16 protein-coding genes and 1 pseudogene are annotated in these 18515 nt (G+C 71.3%); 7 read left to right on the top strand and 10 right to left on the bottom strand.

Features of this window, described 5'->3' with window-relative positions; genetic code table 11:
- Together ACWCQK_RS17550 and ctaC are read right to left on the bottom strand one after the other, a co-directional pair.
- Nucleotides 1-218 (bottom strand): annotated as a pseudogene (locus ACWCQK_RS17550) (cytochrome ubiquinol oxidase subunit I); the annotation flags it as partial.
- Nucleotides 215-1174, bottom strand: a complete 960-nt coding sequence (gene ctaC / locus ACWCQK_RS17545; RefSeq protein WP_385788968.1) for an aa3-type cytochrome oxidase subunit II — start codon at nucleotides 1172-1174, stop codon at nucleotides 215-217. The pseudogene ACWCQK_RS17550 and the gene ctaC, both read right to left, overlap by 4 nt.
- A 292-nt stretch (nucleotides 1175-1466) precedes the next feature.
- On the opposite strand from ctaC, the gene ACWCQK_RS17540 reads away from it, so the two are divergent.
- On the top strand, nucleotides 1467-2843 hold the full coding sequence (locus ACWCQK_RS17540; RefSeq protein ID WP_451156025.1) for an aminotransferase class V-fold PLP-dependent enzyme: 1377 nt from the start codon (nucleotides 1467-1469) through the stop codon (nucleotides 2841-2843).
- 144 nt (nucleotides 2844-2987) lie between these two features.
- Here ACWCQK_RS17540 and ACWCQK_RS17535 read toward each other — a convergent pair whose 3' ends face one another.
- A complete protein-coding gene (locus ACWCQK_RS17535; protein ID WP_451156024.1) occupies nucleotides 2988-3962 on the bottom strand; it encodes a carbohydrate kinase family protein in 975 nt (324 codons plus the stop codon).
- 130 nt (nucleotides 3963-4092) lie between these two features.
- Between ACWCQK_RS17535 and ACWCQK_RS17530 the strand changes: the two genes are divergently transcribed.
- On the top strand, nucleotides 4093-4302 hold the full coding sequence (locus ACWCQK_RS17530; protein ID WP_451156023.1) for a hypothetical protein: 210 nt from the start codon (nucleotides 4093-4095) through the stop codon (nucleotides 4300-4302).
- A gap of 168 nt (nucleotides 4303-4470) precedes the next feature.
- Nucleotides 4471-6519 (top strand): hypothetical protein, encoded by a 2049-nt coding sequence (locus tag ACWCQK_RS17525; protein ID WP_451156022.1) that lies wholly within the window; start codon nucleotides 4471-4473, stop codon nucleotides 6517-6519.
- 104 nt (nucleotides 6520-6623) lie between these two features.
- On the opposite strand, the gene ACWCQK_RS17520 is transcribed toward ACWCQK_RS17525, so the two are convergent.
- Nucleotides 6624-6980, bottom strand: a complete 357-nt coding sequence (locus tag ACWCQK_RS17520; protein WP_451156021.1) for a HesB/IscA family protein — start codon at nucleotides 6978-6980, stop codon at nucleotides 6624-6626.
- 329 nt (nucleotides 6981-7309) lie between these two features.
- Between ACWCQK_RS17520 and nadA the strand changes: the two genes are divergently transcribed.
- A complete protein-coding gene (gene nadA / locus ACWCQK_RS17515) occupies nucleotides 7310-8494 on the top strand; it encodes a quinolinate synthase NadA (RefSeq protein ID WP_451156020.1) in 1185 nt (394 codons plus the stop codon).
- A gap of 126 nt (nucleotides 8495-8620) precedes the next feature.
- Here nadA and ACWCQK_RS17510 read toward each other — a convergent pair whose 3' ends face one another.
- The 5 genes from ACWCQK_RS17510 to ACWCQK_RS17490 form a co-directional block, all read right to left on the bottom strand.
- Nucleotides 8621-11749: an efflux RND transporter permease subunit gene (locus tag ACWCQK_RS17510; RefSeq protein ID WP_451156019.1), complete on the bottom strand. Its 3129-nt coding sequence runs from the start codon at nucleotides 11747-11749 to the stop codon at nucleotides 8621-8623.
- Nucleotides 11750-11915: 166 nt separating this feature from the next.
- A complete protein-coding gene (locus tag ACWCQK_RS17505) occupies nucleotides 11916-12596 on the bottom strand; it encodes a response regulator (RefSeq protein WP_451156018.1) in 681 nt (226 codons plus the stop codon).
- Complete coding sequence (locus ACWCQK_RS17500; protein WP_451156017.1) at nucleotides 12593-13825, bottom strand: sensor histidine kinase; 1233 nt, start codon at nucleotides 13823-13825, stop codon at nucleotides 12593-12595. The genes ACWCQK_RS17505 and ACWCQK_RS17500 overlap by 4 nt, the downstream gene beginning before the upstream one ends.
- Before the next feature lie 66 nt (nucleotides 13826-13891).
- On the bottom strand, nucleotides 13892-14170 hold the full coding sequence (gene pspAA, locus ACWCQK_RS17495) for a PspA-associated protein PspAA (RefSeq protein WP_451156016.1): 279 nt from the start codon (nucleotides 14168-14170) through the stop codon (nucleotides 13892-13894).
- Nucleotides 14171-14204: 34 nt separating this feature from the next.
- Complete coding sequence (locus tag ACWCQK_RS17490) at nucleotides 14205-15002, bottom strand: PspA/IM30 family protein (RefSeq protein WP_451156042.1); 798 nt, start codon at nucleotides 15000-15002, stop codon at nucleotides 14205-14207.
- Nucleotides 15003-15303: 301 nt separating this feature from the next.
- Here ACWCQK_RS17490 and ACWCQK_RS17485 point away from each other — a divergent pair, with 301 nt between their 5' ends.
- The 3 genes from ACWCQK_RS17485 (at nucleotide 15304) to ACWCQK_RS17475 (ending at nucleotide 18118) form a co-directional block, all read left to right on the top strand.
- Nucleotides 15304-15933 carry a DUF3043 domain-containing protein gene (locus tag ACWCQK_RS17485; RefSeq protein ID WP_451156015.1) on the top strand — a complete coding sequence of 210 codons (630 nt, stop codon included), beginning with the start codon at nucleotides 15304-15306 and terminating at the stop codon, nucleotides 15931-15933.
- 83 nt (nucleotides 15934-16016) lie between these two features.
- A complete protein-coding gene (locus tag ACWCQK_RS17480) occupies nucleotides 16017-16718 on the top strand; it encodes a class I SAM-dependent methyltransferase (protein WP_451156014.1) in 702 nt (233 codons plus the stop codon).
- Between the two features lie 329 nt (nucleotides 16719-17047).
- Nucleotides 17048-18118, top strand: a complete 1071-nt coding sequence (locus ACWCQK_RS17475; RefSeq protein ID WP_451156013.1) for a S1C family serine protease — start codon at nucleotides 17048-17050, stop codon at nucleotides 18116-18118.
- Between the two features lie 45 nt (nucleotides 18119-18163).
- Here the strand turns inward: ACWCQK_RS17475 and ACWCQK_RS17470 are convergent, their stop codons facing one another.
- Nucleotides 18164-18376: a hypothetical protein gene (locus ACWCQK_RS17470; protein ID WP_385788995.1), complete on the bottom strand. Its 213-nt coding sequence runs from the start codon at nucleotides 18374-18376 to the stop codon at nucleotides 18164-18166.
- Nucleotides 18377-18515 lie beyond the last annotated feature (139 nt).

The raw sequence follows: 18515 nt of genomic DNA, 5'->3' as shown, positions 1-18515 counted from the left end.
CGGGCCAGCTCGGCCCGCATGACCAGAGCCAGCACACCGCCGATACAGAAGAACGCGAACGACGTGACGAGATACAGCGTGCCGATCGTCTTGTGGTCCGTGGTGGTGAGCCACTTGATCACGACGTTTCCGGGCTGCTTGCGCCGTAGGGGCAGCTCGTCCTCGTAGTACGAGGGTTCAGCCGCCGAGGCGCCCTGAGGTTCGTTGACGATGCTCACAGGTTGTTCGTCTCCCGGTTCTTCTCGTGGCTCGTCTGCGCGATGCCGGCGGGAACGTAACCGGTCTGCCCCTTCTTGGCGAGGTCCTTGAGGTGCTGCTGGTAACGCTCAGGGGAGACGACCTTCACGTTGAACAGCATCCGGGAGTGGTCGACGCCGCACAGTTCGGCGCACTTGCCCAGGAAGGTGCCCTCCTTGTTGGGAGTCACCTGGAAGGAGTTCGTGTGGCCCGGGATGACGTCCAGCTTCATCAGGAACGGCACCACCCAGAAGGAGTGGATGACGTCACGCGAGGTGAGGACGAAGCGGACGGTCTCGCCCTTGGGGAGCCACAGCGTCGGACCGGGGTTGTTGGTCTGCGGGTTACGCATACCGGGGGTACCGACGTCGTAGACACCGCCGGCGTTCGCCGGGAATTCCTTCTTGAACCGGTCCGGAATGGCGGCCAGGTTCTTGTCGGTCTTCGCGTCACCGGTGGAACCGTCGACGCTCTCGATGTAGTTGAAGCCCCAGCTCCACTGATAGCCCACGACGTTGACGGTGACGTCGGGCTTCTTGTCGAGACTGAGGAGCTTCGACTCGTCGCGGGCCGTGAAGTAGAAGAGCACCGAGACGATGATGATCGGGACCACCGTGTACAACGCCTCGATCGGCATGTTGTACCGGGTCTGCGGAGGGACCTCGACCTTGGTGCGGCTGCGCCGGTGGAAGATGGTCGCCCACAGGATCAGGCCCCAGACCAGCACGCCGGTGGCGAGTGCGGCCGCCCAGGAGCCCTGCCAGAGGGAGAGGATCCGCGGAGCCTCTTCTGTGACCGGGGTGGGCATACCAAGGCGGGGGAAGTCCTTGTATGTGCAACCGGTGGCGGTCGACAGGACCAAGCCCGCGGTCAATGCCTGGAGCAGCTTCCGCCGCATCGGGCGCCGCGGCGAGCGGTCGGAGCCGTTGGGACTCACGTAGCGCCTTCCCGAGAGTCTCGCCCGCGCTGTTCGGCTGCGGCCTTCTCGCTGGTCGGTCGCCGCCCTGCGTCGGGCAGGGGTTTGGATGTTTATGCGGACCAAACCCTACTGGACGCTATTTGGGGTCGCGCGGGGAGGGTGGCCAACGCGCCGCCGGTCACCCCGAACGGGGTGGGTTGTCCTGCTGCGGCTGTTTTCTGACGACGGGTTCGGCGGCGACCGGCGGTCCCGGGTGTGTCCGCGGCGCCCCGCGGTCCGCCGCGCCGCCCTGACGTCCTAGCGTGGCGGTGTGTCCTACTTCGATGCCGCTTCCGCCGCTCCCCTTCACCCCGTTGCCCGGCAGGCCCTGGCCGCCGCCCTCGACGAGGGGTGGGCCGACCCCTCGCGGCTGTACCGGGAGGGGCGCCGGGCGCGGCTGTTGCTGGACGCGGCGCGGGAGGCGGCGGCCGAGGCGGTGGGGTGCCGGGCGGACGAGCTGGTGTTCACGTCCTCCGGCACCCGGGCGGTGCATGCCGGGATCGCGGGCGCGCTGGCCGGTCGGCGGCGCGCCGGAAACCACCTGATCGTGTCTGCGGTCGAACACTCTTCGGTGCTCCATTCGGCCGAGTCGCACGAGGCGGCGGGCGGTTCGGTGACCCAGGTGCCGGTGTTGCGGACGGGCGCGGTGACCGCGCGGTCGTACGCCGAGGCCCTGCGCCCGGACACCGCGCTGGCCTGTCTGCAGTCGGCCAACCACGAGGTGGGCACCGAGCAGCCGGTGGCGGCCGTGGCCGAGGTGTGCCGGGAGGCGGGCGTCCCCCTTCTGGTGGACGCGGCGCAGTCGCTGGGCTGGGGCCGGGTGGCGGACGGCTGGTCGCTGTTGACGGCGAGTGCGCACAAATGGGGCGGGCCGTCCGGGGTGGGCCTGCTGGTGGTCCGCAAAGGGGTGCGGTTCGCGCCCCAAGGGCCGGTGGACGAGCGCGAGTCGGGACGGGCGGCCGGCTTCGAGAACCTCCCGGCGATCGTCGCGGCGGCGGCCTCGCTGCGGGCCGTACGGGCCGAGGCGGAGCAGGAGGCGGTAAGGCTGCGGGAGCTGACGGACCGGATCCGGACCCGGGTGCCGTCGGTCGTACCGGATGTCGAGGTGGTCGGCGATCCGGTGCGGCGCCTGCCCGGGGTCGTCACGTTCTCTTGTCTCTATGTCGACGGGGAGACCCTGTTGCACGAGTTGGACCGGGAGGGCTTCTCCGTCTCGTCCGGATCGTCCTGCACGAGCAGCACGCTGACACCCAGCCACGTCCTCAGGGCGATGGGCGTGCTGAGCGAGGGGAACGTCCGGGTGTCGCTGCCCCTCGGCACCCCGGCGGACGAGGTGGAGCGGTTCCTGTCCGTGCTGCCGGGCGTGGTGGCGGCGGTGCGCGAGAAGCTCGGCGCACCGGCTCCCACGGCGGTCGTGCGGGCGGACGAACTCGTGGTGGACGCGCTGGGCAAGCGCTGCCCCATCCCGGTCATCGAGCTGGCCAAGGTGATCGGCGACGTGCCGGTGGGCGGCACGGTCCGGGTGCTGTCCGACGACGCGGCGGCCCGGCTCGACATCCCGGCGTGGTGCGAGATGCGGGGGCAGGAGTACGTGGGTGAGGAGCCGGCGGACCACGGTTCGGCTTATGTGGTCCGCCGGGTGTCGTGACCACGGCTGGGCGGACGTGGTCCGCCGTCGCCGCGGCTACGGTTCGGCGGATGCGGTCCGCCGGTGCCGTGACTACGGTTCGGCGGATGCGGTCCGCCGGTGCCGTGACTACGGTTCGGCGGATGCGGTCCGCCGGTGCCGTGACTACGCCAGGTGCCGCTTGACCTCGCCGGCGGCCTCGTCGCCGTAGGCCTTGGTGAAGCGCTCCATGAAGTGGCCGCGGCGCAGCTGGTACTCCTGGGTGCCGACCGTCTCGATGACCAGCGTGGCGAGCATGCAGCCGACCTGGGCGGCACGCTCCAGGGAGACGCCCCAGGCCAGGCCGGAGAGGAAGCCGGCGCGGAAGGCGTCGCCGACGCCGGTGGGGTCGGCCTTGCGCTCCTCCTCCGCGCAGCCGACCTCGATCGGGTCGGCGCCGACCCGCTCGATGCGCACACCGCGCGACCCGAGGGTGGTGACGCGGTGGCCGACCTTGGCGAGGATCTCCGCGTCCGTCCAGCCGGTCTTGGTCTCGATCAGGCCCTTCTCGTACTCGTTCGAGAACAGGTACGTCGCGCCCTCCAGCAGTATCCGGATCTCGTCGCCGTTCATCCGGGCGATCTGCTGGGAGAAGTCGGCGGCGAAGGGGATGGACCGGGAGCGGCACTCCTCGGTGTGCCGGAGCATCGCCTCCGGGTCGTCGGCACCGATCAGGACCAGGTCCAGGCCGTTCACACGGTCGGCGACCGTCTTCAGCTCGATGAGCCGGGCCTCGCTCATCGCGCCGGTGTAGAAGGAGCCGATCTGGTTGTGGTCGGCGTCGGTGGTGCACACGAAGCGGGCGGTGTGCAGCGTCTCGGAGATGCGGACCGAGTCGGTGTCGACGCCGTGCCGGTCCAGCCAGGCCCGGTACTCGTCGAAGTCGAAGCCCGCGGCACCGACCAGGATCGGCTCCGTGCCGAGCTGGCCCATGCCGAAGGCGATGTTCGCACCGACACCACCACGGCGCACGTCGAGGTTGTCGACCAGGAAGGAGAGCGAGACCGTGTGCAGCTGCTCCGCGACGAACTGGTCGGCGAAGCGGCCGGGGAAGGTCATGAGGTGGTCGGTGGCGATGGAGCCGGTGACTGCGATGCGCACGGCGTGGACTCTCCTGGGGGGAGGGGCATTGACAGTTCACGCTACCCGGTCGACCGGGTACCGTTGAAGCAGTCGAAACTACCCGATAGTAGATCTTTCTTCGTGCGCTCCCCCTACATACGGTGCCGTTATGACGAACCTGAAGCCTTGCGCCCCCGCCCCGGCCGACCTGGAGGGCGATCTCGCGTCACTGCGCGGCGACTGCGCCCTGATGGCCTCGCACTGGGCGGTCCCCGACCGGATCACTCCCCTGCCGGTGTCCCCGTCACGCATCCACGGCGTGACCGTGCCGTCCCGGTCGGCGCGGCTGCTGGACGCGATGTCGGAATACGGGGACTGAGCGGCGCCCGGATCGCCCGTCGGCGCGCTCCAGGGAACCGTGCGCTCCCCCGCTGCGTCCCATCGCCGTCCCCCGTCTAGGGGATGCGGGATACGACCCCCCAGCCGGCCGTTTTGACAGGGCCGGGTCAGGGTCGGTCACTGGGACAGCAGCCGAAGGAGCGATGCGGTGAACACCGAGCGACCCGACAACGACGACGCCGCACGCGAGCGGGGCGCCGCCGAGACCGCCGGTGCGCAGGAGGTCCGGGGCGCGCAGGAGATCCGGGACGACGAGGATCGGGCTCGGCCTCGCGGCGGAGAGAAGCGGGCCGAGGTCCGCGAGGAAGAACAGGCGGAGGCCCGCGGCGGCGAGGCCGGTGAAGAGGCGGGCGAGGAGACGCCGGCCGGGGCCCGCGGCGACGCGGACCGGGACCGGGCCGAGGAAGGCCAGGCCCCGGCCCGGCCCGACAGCGACAGCGACAGCGACAGCGACAGCGACAGCGACAGCCAAGAGGGCCACGCAGAGACCCGCGATGAGACCCGCGATGAGAATCGCGATGAGGACCACGCGGAGGTCGGTACCGAGGCCGCCCCGCCGGAGGTCCCCGCCGCGGCTCACGCCGAGGAGGCCCGTCCCACCGAGGTGGGCCTCGCCGGGGACGGCGACACAGCCGACAAGGACCACGCCGACCAGGCCACCGTCGACCACGCCACCGCCGGCCCGGACCGGCGTCAGGTCCCGGACCGGGACCCCGACGGTACCCACGAGGGGAGTGCCGGGCGGCCCGCGGGCCGGCGGCGTTCGCCCGTGGTCGTCGCCTCGGTGGCGGCTGCCGTACTGCTCGTCGGGGGCGGTGGCGCCTACCTCGCCACCAGCGCGTCCGGGGGTTCGGGCGGCGGTTCGGGCTCCGGCTCCGGGATGCCCGCGGGCGACGGGGGCACTCCCGCGCCGCTGGCCCTCGACGGCTACACGGAGGGCGGTGCGGGGAGCTCCGGCGACTCGAACGGCATCGCGCCGGGCGAGCCGAATCCGTACGGCGTGACGTACCGGGCCGCGGGCACGCTGCCCGACGGCCCCGGCTCGGCGCCGGTGTACTGGGCGACCGGCACGGTCACCCGGGACGAGGTGGCCCGGCTGGCCGAGGCGCTCGGTGTGGACGGCACCCCGGTGGCGCAGGGCGAGTTCTGGAAGGTCGGCACGGGCAAGGACGGCGCGGGCCCGATGCTCCAGGTGAACAAGGAGGCGCCGGGCTCCTGGACCTTCAGCCGTTACGCGCCGGGCACGGACAACTGCAAGAGCACGGTCGTCTGCGCGCAGGACCCCGGCGCCCCGGCCGACGACCCGGTGAGCGAGGCGGCCGCGAAGAAGGCGGCCGCGCCGGTCCTGAAGGCGCTGGACCAGGACGACGCGAAGATCGACGCGAGCCAGGTCATGGGCGCCCAGCGGGTGGTGAACGCGGACCCGGTGGTCGGCGGGCTGCCCACGTCCGGCCTGACGACCGGGCTGACCGTCAACACGCAGGGCGAGGTGATCGGCGGGAACGGGCAGCTGAGCACACCGGCGAAGGGGGACACGTACCCCGTGCTGAGCGCCCGCGAGACGCTGGACCTGATGAACGCGGCGCCCGGGACGACCGGGCAGCGCATGGGCATCGGCGGCTGCGCCAGTCCCGTACCGCTGAAGGACCGGCTGGAGCAGCCGTGCGGGTCGTCGACCGGGTCGACCGCGGCGCCGGGCGGTGACCGCCAAACGATCACGGTCGAGGACGCGGTCCTCGGGCTGACCGTGCGGGGCGCGAACGGGCGGCAGGCGCTGGTGCCGTCGTGGCTGTTCGAGGCCCGCGGGACGGGCGCGCAGGACGACTTCACCGTGACGTACCCGGCGGTGGACCCGAAGTACCTGACCCCGGCCCCGTCGGCCACCGCGTCCCAGGCGACCGGGGCGCCGACGTCGTACGACGTGAAGGTGGACGGCTACACGGCCGAGGGCGAGGAGCTCACCGTGAGCTACACGGGCGGGGTCTGCGCCGACTACGACGCGAAGGCGGTCGAGAGCGCGGACCAGGTGACGGTGAAGGTGACCGGGAAGCCCTGGCCGAACAAGGTCTGCATCAAGATCGCCAAGCTGTTCCACCAGACCGTGCGGCTCGACCAGCCGTTGGGCGACCGGAAGGTCGTGGGGTCGGACGGCCGGGAGATCCCGCTGGAGAAGCCGGGGGCGCGGCTTCCGCGGTGACGGTCGGGCCGTGAACAGGTCCGCGCGCGACGAGAAGGCGGCGGCCCCCCTCACAGGGGGCCGCCGCCTTCTCGTCGTTCAGGTCCGGCTGAGGGTGTTCAGGCTCAGCTGAAGGAGTCGCCGCAGGCGCAGGAGCCCGTCGCGTTCGGGTTGTCGATCGTGAAGCCCTGCTTCTCGATGGTGTCGACGAAGTCGATGGAGGCGCCGCCCAGGTACGGGGCGCTCATGCGGTCGGTGACGACCTTGACTCCGCCGAAGTCCTTGACGACGTCACCGTCGAGGGAGCGCTCGTCGAAGAAGAGCTGGTAGCGCAGACCCGAGCAGCCGCCGGGCTGGACGGCGACGCGCAGCGCGAGGTCCTCGCGGCCTTCCTGGTCGAGCAGGGCCTTGACCTTGGACGCGGCGGCGTCGGTCACGATGATGCCGTCGGTGACGGTGCTGGTCTCGTCCGATACGGACATCTACATCTCTCCCGGGTTGTACGGAGACTGCTTGCCGACGGTTGCAACCGGCGGGGCCGCGGATTCATTCCGGGCCGGGCACGTGTCTTTCGGCTCCGTCGGCTCCGACGGTTCCGTGTGGATTCCTTCGGTTCCTTCGATTCCCACCTTCATGCTCGCACATGTGCCAGGGAGCGGAAAACGGCTGATCGGGATTCGCGTCACACCGACAGAACCGCCATCGTCAAAGTGACGTGAAGCGGTTATGATAGATAACGTCATTTAGACGAAAAGTAGCGTCGGCCCGATGTTCCGAGCCGGCGAGCCGCAGAACAGAAAGGGTGCGTGTCGTGACCACCGCCCAGACCACGGAGCTCGACGTACAGCCGACGCCCCTCGCCCTGCTGCTTCTCGGCCGGGAGGCCGACCCGAGGAGCGAGCGCGGTGTCGAGTGTCCCGGTGACCTCCCCTCGCCGTCCGACCCGGACCTGGTCGAGCGCGCCCGCGCGGCCAAGGAGAAGCTCGGCGACAAGGTCTTCGTACTCGGCCACCACTACCAACGCGACGAGGTCATCCAGTTCGCGGACGTCACGGGCGACTCCTTCAAGCTGGCCCGGGACGCGGCCGCCCGCCCGGAGGCCGAGTACATCGTGTTCTGCGGTGTGCACTTCATGGCGGAGTCCGCGGACATCCTGACCGGCGACGACCAGAAGGTCGTCCTCCCCGACCTCGCCGCCGGCTGCTCGATGGCCGACATGGCCACCGCCGAGCAGGTCGCCGAGTGCTGGGACGTGCTGACCGAGGCCGGCGTCGCCGGGCAGGTCGTGCCGGTCTCGTACATGAACTCGTCCGCCGACATCAAGGCGTTCACGGGCAAGCACGGCGGCGCGATCTGCACCTCGTCCAATGCGAAGAAGGCCCTGGACTGGGCGTTCGAGCAGGGCGAGAAGGTGCTGTTCCTCCCCGACCAGCACCTCGGCCGCAACACCGCGGTCCGCGACATGGGCATGTCCCTCGACGACTGCGTGCTCTACAACCCGCACAAGCCGAACGGCGGCCTGACCACGGAGCAACTGCGCGCCGCCAAGATGATCCTGTGGCGCGGCCACTGCTCGGTGCACGGCCGTTTCTCGCTGGACTCGGTGAACGACGTGCGCGAGCGCATCCCGGGTGTCAACGTCCTGGTCCACCCCGAGTGCCGGCACGAGGTCGTGGCGGCGGCGGACTACGTGGGCTCCACGGAGTACATCATCAAGGCCCTGGAGGCCGCTCCGGCCGGCTCCAAGTGGGCCATCGGCACGGAACTGAACCTGGTGCGCCGACTGGCGAACCGTTTCGCTCCCGAGGGCAAGGAGATCGTCTTCCTCGACAAGACGGTCTGCTTCTGCTCCACCATGAACCGCATCGACCTCCCCCACCTGGTGTGGACCCTGGAGTCGCTGGCGGCGGGCACCCTCGTCAACCGCATCGAGGTCGACAAGGAGACCGAGGCGTTCGCGAAGCTGGCCCTGGAGCGGATGCTGGCGCTGCCGTAGCCGCGTCCGTGCGCCGGCGCACCAACCGCGGGGCGCAGGGCACGACACTACGACGCAACGACAGAGCGACGGCCGGGTCTCGATTCGAGACCCGGCCGTCGCTCTGTCGCTCACGGCGTCACGGCGTCACACCGTCGCCGGCTCCGGCACCTCCGCCTCGGCCTCGGCCTTCTCCAGCCCCCTCGCCTGCCCGTCCCGCTTCGCCGCGCGCTTCTTCGCGCGGCGCTCCTTGCGGAGCTCCACCATCGCGTAGAGCGTCGGGACCAGCAGCAGGGTCAGCAGCGTGGAGGTGATCAGGCCGCCGATCACGACCACCGCGAGCGGCTGGGCGATGAAGCCGCCCTCACCGGTGACGCCCAGCGCCATCGGCAGCAGGGCGAAGATCGTCGCCAGCGCGGTCATCAGGATCGGGCGCAGCCGGTGGCGGCCACCCTCGACGACCGCTTCCACGACGCCGTAGCCCTGGCGCCGGTACTGGTTGATCAGGTCGATCAGCACGATCGCGTTCGTCACCACGATGCCGATCAGCATCAGCATGCCGATCATCGCGGGGACGCCCATCGGGGTGCCGGTGACCAGCAGCAGGCCGATCGCGCCCGTGGCCGCGAACGGGATGGACACCAGCAGGATCAGCGGCTGGACCAGCGAGCGGAACGTCGCCACCAGCAGCATGAAGACGATCGCGATGGCCGCGAGCATCGCCAGGGCGAGGTTCTTGAACGCGTCGTCCTGGTTCTGCGAGACGCCGCCGATCTCCGCCGTCGCGCCCGCCGGGAGCTTCAGGGACTTCAGCTTCGACGTGAGGTCGGCGCTCACCGCGCCCGTGTTGTCGCCGGTCGGCTTGGCGGTGATCGTCGCCGCCCGCTGTCCGTCGATCCGGGTCATCGAGACCGGGCCGTCCACGAGTTCCACCGTCGCGATGTCGCCCAGCTTCACCGCGCCCAGGCGCAGGTCGCGGAGCTGCTCCAGCGTCCGGGCGGGCTTGGCCGACTTGATGACGACGTCGCGCTCGGTGTCGTCGATGATCGCCTTCCCGGCCGTCGTACCCCGTACCGCCTGCGCGACCGCCGCGCCCAGCGTCTGGTCGTCGAAGCCCGCGGCCGCGGCCTTCGCGTTCGCCTTGACCGAGATGCGCGGCACGCTCTGGGCCAGGTCGCTGGTGACGTCCGTGACGTCGTCGAGCCCGGCCACGGTGTCGCGGACCTGGTCCGCCGCCTTGCGCAGCACGTCCCCGTCGGCGGCCTTGACGACCACGCTGAGGTCCTGGTTGCCGAAGCCGTCACCGGCGGAGACCGTGGTCGTGCCGATGCCTTCGAGACCGGCGAGGCCCTTCTCGATGCTGTTCTGCACGTCGGTGTACGACGCCGAGTCGTCGAGCATCACCTGGTAGGACGCCTGGTTGGTGTCCGTGCTGCCGCCGAAGGCCGCCATGAAGCCCGACGAGCCGACGGTGACCTGGTAGTCCTTGACGCCCTTCACCCCGGCGAGCAGCCGCTCGACCTTCCGCGCCTGCTCGTCGGTCGCCGCCAGGCTGGTGCCCGGCGCGAGCTCCTGCTTGACGGTGAGGACCTCCTGCTCGCCCTGGTCGAAGAAGTTCGTCTTCAGCAGCGGGGCCATGGCGAAGGTGCCGATGAGGACGACCACCGCGATCGCCACGCTGGTGAGACGGCGACGGGTGGCGAAGCGCAGGACGGGGACGTAGAAGCGCTGGAGGCGGCTGCGGGCCTCCTTCTCCTCGGCCTTGCGGCGGGCCTCCTGGGCGTCCGCGGGGGTGCCCTTGGGGGCGCGCAGGAACCAGTACGACAGCACCGGGACGACCGTCAGCGAGACGAGGAGCGAAGCCAGCAGGGCCGCCGTCACCGTGATGCTGAACGAGCCGAACAGCGCGCCCACCATGCCGCCGACCAGGCCGATCGGGAGGAAGACCGCGACGGTGGTCAGGGTCGAGGAGGTGACCGCGCCGGCCACCTCGCGGACCGCGGCGACGATCGCGGCGTGGCGCTCCTCGCCGTAGCCGAGGTGGCGCTTGATGTTCTCCAGGACGACGATCGAGTCGTCCACGACCCGGCCGATCGCGATCGTCAGCGCGCCCAGCGTCAGCATGTTGAGCGACAGGTCGCGCGTCCAGAGCACGATCAGGGCCAGGACCACGGAGAGCGGGATCGAGACCGCGGTCACCAGCGTCGAGCGGATCGACGCGAGGAAGACCAGGATCACCAGGACCGCGAAGAGCAGGCCGAGGCCGCCCTCCGTGGTCAGGCCCTCGATGGCCTTCGACACGGCGGGGCCCTGGTCGCTGACGACGGTGATCGACGCGCCGGTGCCCAGGTCCTTGCGCAGAGCCGGCAGCTTGTCCTCGACGGCGTTCGAGATCGCGACCGCGCTGCCGCCGTGGTCCATGGTGACCATCACGGCGAGGCTCGGCTCGCCGTTCGTGCGCGTGAGGGAGTCGGCCGGGGCCTCCTGCCGGCGGACCGAGGCCACGTCGGCGAGAGCCACCGGCTTCTGGCCGCCCGGTCCCGTCACCATCAGGTTCTCGATCTGCTCCAGCGTGGTGAAGCCACCGCCGACCTGGACGGTCCGGCTCTTGCCGGACTCGTCGAAGGAACCGGCCGGGACGGTCGCGCCGCCCGCCTGGAGCGCCTGGGCGAGGGCGGCCGTGGTCAGGCCCGCCTTCTTCAGCTTCGCGTCGTCGGGGGTGACGGTGACCTGGACGTCACGCACGCCGTTGACCATGACGCGGCCGACGCCGTCGATGTCCTCCAGGGACGGCACGACACTCCGGTCGAGCTGGTCCGCCAGTGCCTGCTGGTCCTTGTCCGAGGTGACGGCGAGGACGACGGTCGGCATGTCGTCCGTCGAGCCGGCGACGACCTGCGGGTCCACGTCGTCCGGCAGCTGGGCCCGGGCCCGGTTGACGGCCTGCTGCACGTCGGCGACGAGCTGCTTGGAGTCGATGCCGTAGTCGAAGGACGCCACGATCACGGCGTTGCCCTCGCCGGCCGTGGAGGTGACGCCCGAGATGCCGTCGACCGCTTCGAGGGAGTCCTCGATCGGTTCGACGACCTGCTTCTCGACGACGTCCGGGGACGCGCCCTGGTAGGGCGCGAGCACCGACACCATGGGCAGTTCGATGGTGGGCAGGAGCTGCTGCTTGAGCTGCGGGATCGCGATCGCGCCGAAGGCGATCGCGATGAAGGACATCAGGCCTATCAGGGCCCTTTGCCCGAGGCTGAACCTGGACAGCCAGGACATGGATCTGGGTCTCTCTTCCGGGGACGGCAGACGTCACGGAACGCACGACACGCACAGGTGAGCGCCCGCCTTACCACCCTGAGCCATGGCGGGGCGGTGTTCCGTAGGCCCCAGGTCCATTTCCTTATACGGCGCCTACTCCCGGCGCAGTACGACGCAGTGGAGGTCACTCCACCCTCGGACGTACCAGACCCGACTCGTACGCGATCACCACCAGCTGGGCCCGGTCCCGGGCGCCGAGCTTGGCCATGGCCCGGTTGACGTGTGTCTTCACCGTCAGCGGGCTGACCTCCAGGCGTTCGGCGATCTCGTCGTTGGAGTGGCCTCCGGCGACCTGGACGAGCACCTCGCGCTCGCGCACGGTGAGTGCCCCGAGCCGTTCGGAGCGGACCGGGTCGGCGCCGTCCGCCGCGTCGCCCTGGGCGAGGAAGCGGGCGATCAGACCCTTGGTGGCCGCCGGGGACAGCAGGGCCTCGCCGCCGGCCGCGATCCGGATGGCGGCGAGCAGTTCCTCCGGCTCGCTGCCCTTGCCCAGGAAGCCGGAGGCACCGGCCCGCAGCGACTGCACGACGTAGTCGTCGACCTCGAAGGTCGTCAGGATCACCACGCGGACCTGGGCGAGGGACGGGTCGGCGCTGATCAGGCGGGTGGCCGCGAGTCCGTCGGTGCCGGGCATCCGGATGTCCATCAGGACGACGTCGGCGCGCTCCTCCTTGGCCAGCCGGACCGCCTGGGCGCCGTCGGACGCCTCGCCCACGACCTCCATGTCGGGCTCGGAGTCGACGAGCACGCGGAAGGCGCTGCGCAGCAGTGCCTGGTCGTCGGCGAGCAGGACACGGATGGTCATACGGTCTCCCCCGGCTCTCCCGCCCCGGTGGTGCGGGGCTTGACCGGCAGGATCGCATGGACGCGGAAGCCGCCGCCGTACCGGGGACCGGTGGTGAGGGTGCCGCGCAGGGCGGTGACCCGCTCGCGCATGCCGAGCAGCCCGTGGCCGCCGCCGGTGTGCGGGACCTCGTCGGCGCTCGGACCGCCGTCGTCGAGGACGGTGATCTCGATGTGCGGTCCCACGCGTACGACGCTGACCTCGGCCTTGGCCTCGGTGCCCGCGTGTTTCTGCACGTTGGTCAGGGCCTCCTGGACGATGCGGTAGGCGGCCAGGTCGACGGCGGCGGGCAGTGCCGTGTCCTGGTCGGCGCGGGCGACCTCGACCTGGAGCCCGGCGCTGCGGAAGGTGCCGACGAGCTCGTCGAGGCGGTCGAGGCCGGGGGCGGGCTCGGTGGGCGCCTCGGGGTCGCCGGACTGGCGCAGCAGGCCGACGGTGGCCCGCAGTTCGTTGAGCGCGGAGCGGCTGGCCTCGCGCACGTGGGCGAGGGCCTCCTTGGCCTGGTCGGGGCGCTTGTCCATGACGTGGGCGGCGACTCCGGCCTGCACGTTGACCAGGGCGATGTGATGGGCGACGACGTCGTGCAGGTCGCGGGCGATCCGCAGGCGCTCCTCGGCGACCCGGCGGCGGGCCTCCTCCTCGCGGGTGCGTTCGGCGCGGTCGGCGCGGTCGCGGATGGCCTGGACGACGGCGCGGCGGCTGCGGACGGCGTCTCCGGCGGTGGCGCCGATGCCGGTCCAGGCGAAGATGGCGAGGTTCTCCTGGGCGTACCAGGGCAGCGGTCCGGCGAGCATGGACGCGCCGGTCAGGACGGTCATGGTGAGCAGGCCCACCCGCCAGGTGGTGTGCCGGTCGGTGGTGGAGGCCACGGTGTAGAGGGCGATCACCGCGCACATCGCGACGGGGGCGCGGGGGTCGCCGGTGACGCTCTCGACGAGCGCGAAGCCTCCGGTGAGGGCGAGCACCGTCATGGGCGCGCTGCGGCGGAAGACGAGCGCCATCGCGCCGAGGGTGATCAGGACCAGGCTGAGGGGGTCCGGGGAGCGGAAGCTCCAGCTGACACCGTGCTCACCCTGTGGCCGTACGAAGGAACCGGCGACCATGCAGACGAGCACGGCCGCCGCCAGCGCCGCGTCCAGCGCCAGAGGGTGGGCCTTCAGCCGGTTGCGGGCGCGTTCGAGGGTGCTCACGAGGGAACAGTACGGGGGAGTCGCCGACGCCGGAACCGGTGCCGTCGTACCCCCGTACCGCCGATGTCAGCCCGGGATCAGGCCGTCGTCGCTGAGCAGGTCCCGGACTTCCTCCAGGGTGGCGTCCTCGGCGGGCAGGATGAGCTCCGACGGTTCCAGGGAGTCGTCCGCGAGGGGCTCGCCCAGCTCGCGGACCCTGGTCAGCAGTGCCTGGAGGGTGCGCCGGAAACCGGGGCCGTCCCCCTTCTCCACCTCGGCCAGAAGCTCGTCGTCCAGCGTGTTCAGCTCGGTGAGGTGGCCTTCGGCCAGCCTCACCTGCCCCTCCCCCATGATCCGTACGATCATGTTCGCCCTCCTCGGCGTGGGCCCCGGCCGCGATCTACTGCTTGTCGAAGCGCGGGGTGTCCTGCGGCTGCTGCTGGGACTGCGGGCGGCCCGTGCCGCCCTCGATGGCCTGCTGGTCCGCGGACGGGCCTCCGGCCAGCTCCGCCTTCATGCGCTGAAGCTCCAGCTCTACATCCGTACCACCGGAGAGCCGGTCCAGCTCGGCCTGGAGGTCGTCCTTGGCCATGCCGGTCGGGTCGTCGAGGGCACCCGAGGCGAGCAGTTCGTCGAGGGCGCCGGCGCGGGCCTGGAGCTGCGCCGTCTTGTCCTCGGCGCGCTGAATGGCCAGGCCCACGTCGCCCATCTCCTCGGAGATGCCGGAGAAGGCCTCGCCGATCCGGGTCTGGGCCTGGGCCGCCGTGTAGGTCGCCTTGATCGTCTCCTTCTTCGTGCGGAAGGCGTCGACCTTGGCCTGGAGGCGCTGGGCCGCCAGGGTGAGCTTCTCCTCCTCGCCCTGGAGCGTGGAGTGCTGCGTCTCCAGGTCCGTCACCTGCTGCTGGAGCGCGGCGCGGCGGGAGAGCGCCTCGCGGGCCAGGTCCTCGCGACCCAGCGCGAGCGCCTTGCGGCCCTGGTCCTCCAGCTTGGAGGACTGCTGCTGCAACTGGTTGAGCTGGAGTTCCAGGCGCTTGCGCGAGGTCGCCACGTCGGCGACACCACGGCGCACCTTCTGGAGCAGCTCCAGCTGTTTCTGGTACGAGTAATCGAGGGTTTCGCGCGGGTCCTCGGCCCGGTCAAGGGCCTTGTTCGCCTTCGCGCGGAAGATCATCCCCATACGCTTCATGACACCGCTCATGGGCTTCGCGCGCCCCCTTCTGACGGACTCCAGCTCCAGCGACTGCAACAGGACCCACAGTACGGGCCCCACATCCATTACCGCACTGTTCGGGGACGGATGCGCTCATCCCCAAGGACGACTGACGACGGCTCCGCTCCGGCGTGAGGAGTAGGTGACCCCCGAGGTCGCCCGCGGCGGGCCTCCCGGATGTGCACGGGATGTGCACCGGGTGTGCACCGGGTGAACCGTCTGCGTCGCCCCCTCTGTCCCCCTACAGACGACCGGTGTTGCCGGATCGTTCCCCACGGGGCTGTGGTCCATGCCCCCGCACCCCGTACCCTTGGGTTTTGTGTTCCGTAGCCGTGCCAAGGAAGAGAAGGCCCCCGCCGACAAGGCGCAGGTGACCGACTCCAAGCAGACCCGCGACCCGCAGGCCCCGAAGGGCAGGCCCACGCCCAAGCGCAGTGCGGCCCAGTCCCAGCGCCGCAGCGTCGCCAGCACCTCGTCGCTGTCGCGCAAGGACGCGTCCAAGCGTCAGCGCGAGGAGCGCCGCCAAGCCATGGACCGGCAGCGCCAGGCGCTCGCCAGCGGCGACGAGCGGTACCTCCCGGCCCGTGACAAGGGTCCGGTGCGCAAGTTCGCGCGCGACTTCATCGACTCGCGCTTCAACATCGCGGAGTTCTTCCTGCCGATGGCCGTGGTCATCCTCGTGCTGAGCATGGTGCGGGTCGGCTCGCTGCAGAGCATCGCGCTGCTGCTGTGGCTCGTGGTGATCGTGCTGATCGTGCTGGACTCGATCCTCTCCGGCTTCCGCCTGAAGAAGCGGCTGGCCGAGCGCTTCCCCGACCAGAGCAGGCGGGGCGCGGTCGCCTACGGCCTGATGCGCTCCCTCCAGATGCGCCGGCTCCGGCTGCCGAAGCCGCAGGTCAAGCGCGGAGCGCGGCCCTGAGTGCAACGTCTTTCTCCGGGGGCGCGGCGGATGCCTGGCTGAGCAAGCTGGGCGGGCTGCGGAACGTCGTACGGCAGGAGCTGGTGGCTCGCCAGCTGGACGAGCAGATAGCCGGGCGGTTTCCCGTCGGGCAGCGGCTTCGGGTGCTGGACGTCGGGATGGGGCAGGGCACGCAGGCACTGCGGCTGGCGCGGGCCGGTCATGAGGTGACCGGGCTCGAACGCGACGCGACGATGGTCGCGACGGCGCGGGAGTCACTGGCGTCGGAGCCGGAGGGGATCCGCGATCGGGTGCGGATCCTGGAGGGGGACGGCCGGGACACCGGGGTGCACTTCCTGCCGGGTGCGTTCGACGTCGTGCTGTGTCATGGCGTCCTCATGTATGTCGAGGAGCCCGACCCGCTGGTGGCGGGGCTCGCGCGGATGCTGGCGCCGGGCGGTCTGCTGTCCCTGCTGGTGCGCAACGCGGACGCGCTGGCGCTGCGGCCGGGGCTGTCCGGGGACTGGTCGCAGGCGCTGGCCGCCTTCGACGGCACGGTCTACCGCAACCGGCTCGGGCTCGACGTCCGCGCGGACCGGCTCGCCACGCTGACCGCCACGCTCGCCGGGATCGGGGCGCCGCTGCACGCCTGGTACGGCGTACGGGTCTTCACGGACACCGCGGCGGACGACGCGGAACCGCCGGCCGACGTCGACACCCTGCTGGCGGCCGAGGAACGGGCCGGCCGGACGGACCCGTACCGGGCCGTCGCGGCGCTGCTGCACCTGTGCGGGGTACGGGGCTGAACTTCGGCGGGGCCGCCTCGCCATCGCGGGTTGCCGGTTCGGGGGCGCCGTCGCCTGTCGCTGGTGCGAAGGCGCCATCGCTTGTCGCTGGTACGAGGGCGCCGTCGCCTGGAGCTGCTACGAAGGCGCCGTCGCGTGCAGTGGGCATGGAGGCCCGGCGTCGCGGAACGGGTACGCGGGCGGGACCGCGCCGGGCGGCTACGAGAACCATCGCGCGCCGCGTGCGTACCGGGACCCGAGACCACGCCGAGCTTGGCGGGTGAGGGTCGGGGTGCTCGTTCGGGGGAGCACGGCAAGCCGGGGACGCGCCCCGACGGGAGACTCGGGGTATGGACGTCTTCCCTGCCCGTGTCCTTCGGCCGGCCGTGCTCGTGTGTGCCGCCGTGCTCGTCTGCGGGTGCTCCACGTTCGGTGCACCGGGCGACGCGGCGGACGCGGCGCGTACGGCCGCGAACGCGGCGGCGGTTCCCGGGCCGGGCAACGACCTGGAGAACGACTACCAGCGGGTGATCAAGGACGTACTGCCGTCGGTCGTGCAGATCCAGGCCGACGAGGACCTGGGGTCGGGCGTCGTCTACGACGACAAGGGCCACATCGTCACCAACGCGCACGTCGTCGGGCGGGCGACGACCTTCCAGGTGACGACCGCCGGCGCCGAGGAGCCGCTGACCGCGAGCCTGGTCCGCTCGTACCCGGAGCAGGACCTCGCCGTCATCAGGCTCGACAAGGCGCCGAAGGGGCTGCGGGCCGCGGTCTTCGGGGACTCCGCCACGGTGCAGGTGGGGCACATCGTGCTGGCCATGGGCTCACCGCTCGGGCTGTCCTCCAGCGTGACCCAGGGCATCGTGTCCGCCACCGGACGGACCGTCAGCGAGGGACAGACGGACGGCGGCACCGGCGCCACCATCGGCGACATGGTGCAGACCTCGGCGGCCATCAACCCCGGCAACAGCGGCGGCGCGCTCGTCAATCTGGCCGGCCGGGTCATCGGCATCCCCACGCTCGCCGCCGCCGACCCGGGCCTCGGGGGCGCCATGGCGCCCGGGATCGGCTTCGCGATCCCCGCCTCGACGGTGCGGAGGATCGCCGACCAGATCGTCAGGACCGGCAAGGTGACCGACTCGGGCCGGGCGGCGCTGGGCATCACCGGCCGTACGGTCGTCGACGACGCCTTCCGCGCCACCGGGGTCGCCCTGGTCGAGGTGCGCGGCGACGGCGCCGCCGCCCGGGCGGGCCTGCGGGCCGGGGACGTCGTCACCAGGCTGGGCACCGCGGACATCACCTCGCTCACCTCGCTGTCGGAGGCACTCGCGGCGAAGCGGCCCGGGGACCGGACGACGGTGACCTTCACGCGCGACGGCGTCGGCGGGACGGTGCAGGTGACGCTGGGCGAGCAGTGAGCGGGGCGAGGGCCGGCCCGCGGCCCCCGCCCGGGCGCCCGGGGCTCAGGCCTCCTCGGCGTGCAGGCTCATCGGCCCGTAGATCTCCGTGGAGTCCTCGAACAGCCGCACCTGGTCCGCGCCGCCTTCGACCAGGGCCTTCCAGGCCTCCCCGATCCAGGACTCGGCGTCCCCCTGCGTCGTGAACTCCTCGGGCTGCACCGCGGGCTGGACCTCTGTCCCGTCGGCCTTCTCGAACCGCCACAGCCATGCCGCCATGTACGCCTCCCAGATGTGAGCACATGCAGAGCAGAAGCCGGATCTTGGTCCGGCCGCTGCCCCGCAGCCTATGCGCTCCACCGGGCCGGCCGTGAGAAGGCGGCGGATCATCCGCCGGGCGTGGACCGCGCCGTCCCGG

The organism is Streptomyces sp. NPDC002306, from assembly GCF_053593435.1.
The sequence above is the reverse complement of the archived record's forward strand: the minus strand, read 5'-3'. Positions and strand labels throughout refer to the sequence as shown.